Origin of the sequence: Parabacteroides distasonis, assembly GCF_004793765.1 — a bacterium.
Taxonomy (GTDB): domain Bacteria; phylum Bacteroidota; class Bacteroidia; order Bacteroidales; family Tannerellaceae; genus Parabacteroides; species Parabacteroides distasonis_A.
In genome coordinates this window covers 1-7,438 of record NZ_SRYM01000088.1, presented here as the reverse complement: position 1 = coordinate 7,438, position 7,438 = coordinate 1, and the positions used below count along the sequence as shown (strand labels likewise).

Genomic DNA, 7,438 nt, shown 5'->3' with positions numbered 1-7,438 from the left:
TTGAAGAAAGTAGCCTGATAAATGAACAAAGTTCGTCAAACAACTTCATTGCCGACCATATAATCATCGGGCATCCGGGATTATATGCGAAAGAAGGAAACCGCCACAAAAGTATGAAAATATAGAACTTTCATTGGTTTGAAAAGCCATTTGGAGTGAACTTTGCTCTGAATGGCTTTATTTCTCAACAGAATTCAGGACTGTTCGGATTAAAATGCTTAACTTTGCAAATGGTTGTAGCGCAGTTATATTAAATAATTAAGAATGGCAAACTTTAACCCGTATATAGATAAGATTGATATGGACTTTTGGCGCGAACTTTGCGCTAAAGAGGGGAAGTTATGCCTTTATAAAAAGGGTGATTATTTCCTTCATTGTGGAGATATAACAAGAAAAGTATGGGGATTCATCAAAAAAGGATATTTCAAATACTCCGTGACCGATTCAGAAGGTAATACACATATAACTGGTTTTTCATTCTGTGACACGCCATTGGGTGACTATTCAAGTCTTGTATTGAAAACTCCAGCCGTTACTGATATTATAGCGGCTACAGATGCGGAAGTATTGGTTTGTAACCGCAACATTGTTGATGAACTCTTTGAAAAAGACTTTAAGTTACATTGTGTCATATCAGACGGATTTTTTCACCAGACATATGATAGTTTTTTGAATCTGTATCGCCAATCTGCGAAGGAACGTTATATTCATATATTAGAATATTATCCTAATATTCTTCAAAATATAACGCTCAAAGAATTAGCATCATATCTGCAAATCACGCCGACATATCTTAGTCGTATCCGTAAGGAAATTACTTTTGGCAAGAAATAAGACATGCGAAAAACAATCATCTGGCTGCAACTCTCAAACTAGTTTGAGAGTTGTTTCGTTTTATTCCCATACTTTTGCTGAAAAATTAAATGTTATGCAAGAACGACAAAACAATAGGCGGCTCTATTTCCAAGAGCTTGCCACAACAAGCAGAAAGTATTACCTGCCTTATATCCAAGCGCATAAAGCCATAAAAGCAGGTATGAATATTCTGGAAGTAGGTTGTGGTAACGGAGGTAACTTGCTGCCTTTTGCCGAAATGGGCTGCTGTACCGTCGGAGTGGATATAGCCGAAATCCGTATCAACGATGCCACGCGCTTCTTTCGGGAAGCCGGTGCAAAAGGTATATTCGTGACTTGTGATATACAATGATTCGGTAAAAATTACCGAAGTAGTTGAAACTTAAGTTAATATATCGAATTGTCAAATACAAATGAATCGCCAAAGCGTTCATTATAAAAATCTTAGCGTATGAACGTATTGGCGATTCTCAAAGACTTCACCTTTCGGTGTAAGTCGGTATTTGAAAATACTACAACCAAGATGAGCAAAAGGTTCCTCAACTGGCTGATTTTAACAATACGCACTGTGGCGTTGATTCCGGGCAAAGTCAATTTTACCCGGCTGTCGCGCTATGGCGGTCGTACAGCCAAGACCTTTGCCTCCAATTTCAAGACATCCGTAGACTGGATGAAAGTCAACATAGGTATGGCGCAGGATTGTTTTGGGCCGGCCGATGACATGGCAGTGGCAATCGATCCGTCGTTCATTTCAAAAGCAGGCAGACTGACGTATGGCATAGGCCGTTTCTGGTCTGGGGTAGCACAACGTGTCAAACGCGGTCTGGAGATAATGGCGATTGGGGCAATAAGTCTGAGTAAACATACATGCGTGATGCTCGGTGCTGTCCAGTCACCGAACTTCAAGACTCTTGAATCTGAGAAACAAATGTCAATGCTTGACTGGTATGTGGCACTTGTCAGGTCAAAGGCGACAGAGCTGCTCTCACTGACGGATATTCTGGTTGCCGATACCTTTTTCTCCAAATATGAGTTTGTAAATGAAGTGATTGGCATGGGATTTCGATTTGTCGGAAGATTACGTGCCAACTCATATCTGAGGTATCTGGCCATACCGGATTCCTCCGCCCCGCGAAGACGCGGCAGAAAGAAAAAGTATGGAGAGAAAGTGGATTTCTCCAACCTTGATATGTCCGTGTTGACTTCATTCATATATGAGGATTCCAAAGGAAACAAAACCCGATGTCACACGGCGGTCGTACATTCGAGGGCATTGAAACGCGACATCCGTATCGTGGTCTGTCCGGTTGAAAACGCAGAGCCTCTTCTTTACTTCTCTACCGACACCGACATGAGGTCTGAAAAGATCATCGGTTTCTACCGCACCCGCTTTCAGATTGAGTTCGGTATACGCGATGCCAAGCAGTTTACCGGACTTCAGTCACAGCAGACCCGCGACAGGGAGCGGCTTGACTTTGCGTTCAATCTTTCCTTCACAGCCCTCAATGTCTGCAAAGAGGTCATAAGGAAGGATTATCCAGATCTTTCGGTAGCGCAGTTCAAACGGCTTATGTTTGAATCTTATCTCGCCTCAACAATTATTTCGACTTGCGGAAAATCTCCGCATCTCAAAATAATTCAGAAAATAAATCATCGGTTGGCTCAGTTAGCGGCTTAGCCAAGACTGAACAACCTCAAATTTTACCGAATCATTGTATATTGCAAAATGCTTTTAATTATTCACTTTCAAAACGATTAGTTATGATGACAAAGAAAAAAAGTTCGAGTTTGAAGAAGGTAACAGTTCTTGCTTTACTTCCTCTATTTAGTGTTTTAATTTGGGCTTCAGCTAAGCCTAATTATGTAATGAACAATTTTCAATCAATTCAGCAGGATTCGATTAAATCTCGTATTCTTCCTGTAAATGATGGGAAACTGTTAGTTATTGATGGTAAACCATATCCTTCGTTAAGCATCAATATGATTGATACAATTTATATTGCATCTATTAATGAAATTGATAAAAAGAATGCAATTACCAAATATGGTGAAGATGGAAAGAATGGAGTACTAGAGATTGAACTTAAAAAAGGATATGATTATTCTGCTTTGAAAAAGTCCAATGATTTATCTTCTGAATCCAATATTATTATAAATGGGAAAAAAGCAACAAAAAAAGAATTGGATAAATTAGACGTTTCTAAAATCGAGAGCTTCGAGATAAAGTGTGATACTAATGACATTAATAAAAAGAATATTATTGTTAAGACCAAGAAATGATACGTTCAAATTACTTTTGTCAATTTATGTACATTGAGTAGTTCATCTTGAATACAACTTGAATTTATTTAATATTCTTGTAATGATTCAGGATAGTGATTATTTCTTTAGCACATAAATTGGCAAAAAGTAAACTTGCTCTCTACAATGATTCGGTAAAAATAACCGAAGTAGTTGAAACTTAAGTTAATACGGTACAGAAAACAATTAAAATGGACAAAAATGAAGAATAGAAACTTTCTCGTAATGCTGTTTATGGCAATCTTTACAATGATAGGAGTAACATCGTGCAATGATGATGAAGAAGACAAAAAAGTAACCGGTTACAAGGAATACACGCTTACGGTGGCTTCTGCAAAACTCCCCGGTGTTTTAACATCAAGTGATAACAATGTACTTACAGATGTATATGCTGTAAAAAACGAGCAGTCCACCGATTGGGAGGCTCAGGGAAGCATCGGTAAGTTTGAATACGAAGAAGGATATGAATATCAGATACGTATCAGTGAAACAAACTACTTGGGTTATCGCATGGGTGACCCGGCTTGGACTGAATACGAGCTATTGGAAGTTATATCGAAAGAACACAAGAACTCTGAGAATTTGCCTCCTCATTTCATCCCGGATTGGTATTTTGAGCAATACTGTCCGTATATTAATCCAGAATTTGCCTACGCCATTGACGCTGATAAAAAAGAGGACATTGAGAACGACCTTAAAACCGATGTCGCATATAAGTTTGGAGGTTCATGCTGTTATATGTGTAATGCCGACAAATGGTTTCTGTTGGATTCTGATATGCAGACAAAGGAGCATGGCATTGTGATTAGGAAAAGTAAGGATCCAACGGAATTCCCTGAATCATACAAACTCCTCATGCCGGAACAACAGATAGTTGCATTTGGTCAATATGATTTTGTGACTGTGCCGGAAGAACCCATTATGCAATATGATGTGATGATTAGCCGTCAGTTTCCAACTAAATCCATTAGTCGAGAAACATATATACTATGGCTATATAAAGACCTCACGGCTTACTATCAGAGCAAATATCCAGATTCCAACGTAAATGCAGTCGTGATTCGCTATGTAGTGTCGAATCCATGATAATAAAGAATTTTACGCATCATGGGGCTAAACAAGCATTATGATTATACTGATAATTTCAGTGAGATAGTCTGTACCACACGACCGATAAGCGCAGAAGAACTGACAGTCAGATTTTTCTGCGCACCCCAGTGGATTATTGTCTTGATGAAGTTTCGTAATGCCATAGTAAAACCTTTTGGTCTAAACGAAGGGAAGAATTTATCGGATCTTGTCATTGTCAAATCCGATAGCCTTGCGACAATAAGCAAAAGCGACAAACACCTTAATTTTGTTATTGCATTTATGACCGAAAGGCGTATGAATGACAGTCTATATCTATCGGTTTGTACGAAAGTCCGATACAACAACCGTATGGGAAAATTCTATTTTACTATAATAAAACCATTTCATAAGTTAATCTGTAAGACACTGTTGAAACAGGTAAGGAGGAATTTCGAATTATCATAATGCTTATCCTTGTTCTTTGCCACATCTCCAATCTCTTCTATTGATGATGCGAGTTCAACTAAACCATAACGGTCATATAGTATCTTATGAAACAGTCTATCGATATTAAAAATATCCGTGCGTTGACTTCCGCAGGCTATCTACTAATAGCTTTGCTGGTAGGCGGCATCATGTACATATGGCTTGGCGAATGGCGAGACATGGAGGAATTGGAAGCCAAAAACCGAGAAATCGACGAATTTCGAAAAGAGGTAAACAATATTCATATTCATTTGATAGAGTTTTCTCTATTGGGTGAAACGATATTGGAATGGGATGATAAGGATTTAGGACTTTACCATGCCCGGCGTATGTCAATAGACAGTATGCTCTGCCGTTTCAAAGCTACCTATCCGGCAGAGCGTATCGACAGTGTACGCCATCTTCTCGAAGATAAGGAACGGCAGATGTGCCAAATTGTTCAGATACTTGAGCAGCAACAAGCCATCAACGATAAGATAACCAGTCAAGTACCTGTAATCATGCAGAAGAGTGTGCAGGAACAGCCCAAGAAGTCCAAGCGCAAGGGTTTCTTGGGCATCTTTGGCAAAAAGGAAGAAGCGAAACCAACTGCGACTACTACGATGCTCCGTTCCCTTAATCGGAATATGATAGCTGAACAACAGGCACATAGCTGCCGTTTGTCGGAACACGCCGATAGTCTTGCTACACGAAATGCGGAACTCAACAGACAACTGCAAGGACTGGTAGTTCAAATAGACGAGAAAGTTCAAGCAGACTTACAGAAACGGGAAGCGGAAATAGCCGCCATGCGTGAAAGTTCTTTTATTCAGATAGGTGGCTTGACAGGATTCGTTGTGTTGTTATTGGTAATCTCTTACATAATCATCCACCGAAATATCACCCGTATCAAACGGTACAAACGAGAAACTGCGGATTTAATAGAACAGTTGAAACAGTCTGTTGAACAGAACGAGGCACTGATTGCTTCCCGCAAGAAAGCCGTTCATACCATCACCCATGAATTGCGCACACCTCTGACGGCAATAACGGGTTATGCCGGACTGATGCAAAAAGATTGCGATGTTGATAAAATCGGGGCGTATATCCAAAACATCCGGCAATCTTCTGAGCGTATGCGTGAAATGCTCAATACGCTGCTGAGTTTCTTCCGGCTGGACAATGGCAAGGAGCAGCCGAATTTTGCCCCGTGCAGAATTTCAACAATCACCCACACTCTTGAAACTGAGTTTATGCCTGTTGCAATAAGCAATGGTCTGGCTCTTACGATAAATTGCCATACGGATGCCGTTGTTTTGACCGATAAGGAATGCATCTTGCAAATCGGGAATAATCTTCTGTCAAATGCCATCAAGTTTACCGAAAGCGGCAGCGTATCTCTGACAACTGATTATGATGACGGTTTGCTGAAGCTAATCGTCAAAGATACAGGAACGGGCATGACCGAAGAGGAGCAACAACGTATATTCGGTGCGTTTGAACGTCTGTCAAACGCTGCTGCAAAAGACGGCTTCGGATTAGGTCTTTCCATTGTTCTGCGTATCGTGTCAATGCTTGGCGGCACAATCCGGCTGAACAGTGAGAAAGGCAAGGGCAGCCGCTTCACAGTGAAAATCCCCATGCAGACAGCCGATGAAATTCCGGAACGGATAAATCAAGCACAGGTTCGTCATAACCATACATTCCACGATGTGGTTGCCATCGACAATGACGAAGTGCTGCTCCTGATGCTGAAAGAAATGTATGCTCAGGAAGGAATACACTGCGACACCTGCACTAATGCAGCGGAACTGATGGAAATGATACGCCGGAAAGAATACAGCCTGCTTCTGACGGATCTGAACATGCCGGAAATCAACGGCTTCGAGCTGTTGGAGCTGCTGCGTTCGTCCAACGTGGGCAATTCAAAGACTATCCCGGTAGTCGTGACAACCGCTTCGGGCAGTTGCAGCAAGGAGGAACTTATGGAACGTGGTTTCTCCGGTTGCCTGCTCAAACCGTTCTCCATATCGGAACTGATGGAGGTTTCAGACAAATGCGCCATGAAAGGCAACCGGAATGAAAAGCCGGATTTCACTTATCAGCTGTCATACGGCAATGAAGCCGTCATGCTGGATAAACTGATAACGGAAACCGAAAAGGAAATGCAGGCAATCAGGGAAGCGGGTCTAAAGAAAGACCTTCAGGAACTGGATGCCTTGACACACCACCTGCGAAGTTCATGGGAGATACTCCGTGCCGACCAGCCGTTAAGGGAACTATACAAATTGCTTCATAGCGATGGCACACCTGACGATAAAACAATTGGCAATACCATAAAATCCGTGCTGGATAAGGGTTCGGAAATCATCCGGCTGGCAAAAGAAGAAAGGAGAAAATACGAAAATGGATAAGACAAAAATCATCGTGGTGGAGGACAACATCGTGTATTGCGAGTTCGTCTGTAATCTGCTGGCACGCGAGGGATTCCGCACCGTGCAGGCTTTCCACCTCTCGACTGCGAAGAAATATCTGCAACAGGTCGCAGACGGGGACATCGTGGTTTCCGACCTGCGCCTGCCCGACGGCAACGGTATCGACCTGCTGCGCTGGATGCGCAAGGAGGGCAGGATGCAACCGTTCATCATCATGACCGACTATGCCGAAGTACATACGGCAGTGGAAAGCATAAAACTCGGCTCGCTGGACTACATACCCAAGCAGCTTGTGGAAGACAGGCTCGTCC

The 7,438-nt window shown here is 41.8% G+C and carries 8 protein-coding genes; all 8 read left to right on the top strand.

Annotated features, from left to right (window positions below; translation table 11 throughout):
- Nucleotides 1-264 precede the first annotated feature (264 nt).
- Nucleotides 265-834 carry a Crp/Fnr family transcriptional regulator gene (locus E5342_RS18255; RefSeq protein ID WP_123477168.1) on the top strand — a complete coding sequence of 190 codons (570 nt, stop codon included), beginning with the start codon at nucleotides 265-267 and terminating at the stop codon, nucleotides 832-834.
- The gene (locus E5342_RS18250; RefSeq protein ID WP_349237403.1) at nucleotides 821-1,207 is read left to right on the top strand and encodes a class I SAM-dependent methyltransferase; all 387 of its coding nucleotides are present in this window, start codon (nucleotides 821-823) and stop codon (nucleotides 1,205-1,207) included. Before E5342_RS18255 ends, E5342_RS18250 begins: the two co-directional genes overlap by 14 nt.
- 99 nt (nucleotides 1,208-1,306) lie before the next feature.
- Nucleotides 1,307-2,533 carry a transposase gene (locus E5342_RS18245; protein WP_135960012.1) on the top strand — a complete coding sequence of 409 codons (1,227 nt, stop codon included), beginning with the start codon at nucleotides 1,307-1,309 and terminating at the stop codon, nucleotides 2,531-2,533.
- A gap of 83 nt (nucleotides 2,534-2,616) precedes the next feature.
- A complete protein-coding gene (locus E5342_RS18240; RefSeq protein ID WP_135960011.1) occupies nucleotides 2,617-3,135 on the top strand; it encodes a hypothetical protein in 519 nt (172 codons plus the stop codon).
- A 222-nt stretch (nucleotides 3,136-3,357) separates the two neighbouring features.
- Nucleotides 3,358-4,242 (top strand): DUF4377 domain-containing protein, encoded by an 885-nt coding sequence (locus E5342_RS18235; protein WP_135960010.1) that lies wholly within the window; start codon nucleotides 3,358-3,360, stop codon nucleotides 4,240-4,242.
- Nucleotides 4,243-4,263: 21 nt separating this feature from the next.
- The gene (locus E5342_RS18230) at nucleotides 4,264-4,692 is read left to right on the top strand and encodes a DUF2867 domain-containing protein (protein WP_135960009.1); all 429 of its coding nucleotides are present in this window, start codon (nucleotides 4,264-4,266) and stop codon (nucleotides 4,690-4,692) included.
- Nucleotides 4,693-4,778: 86 nt separating this feature from the next.
- Nucleotides 4,779-7,106 carry a hybrid sensor histidine kinase/response regulator gene (locus E5342_RS18225; RefSeq protein ID WP_135960008.1) on the top strand — a complete coding sequence of 776 codons (2,328 nt, stop codon included), beginning with the start codon at nucleotides 4,779-4,781 and terminating at the stop codon, nucleotides 7,104-7,106.
- Nucleotides 7,099-7,438: response regulator (locus E5342_RS18220; RefSeq protein WP_135960007.1), on the top strand; the 340-nt coding region annotated here is incomplete at its 3' end. The genes E5342_RS18225 and E5342_RS18220, both read left to right, overlap by 8 nt.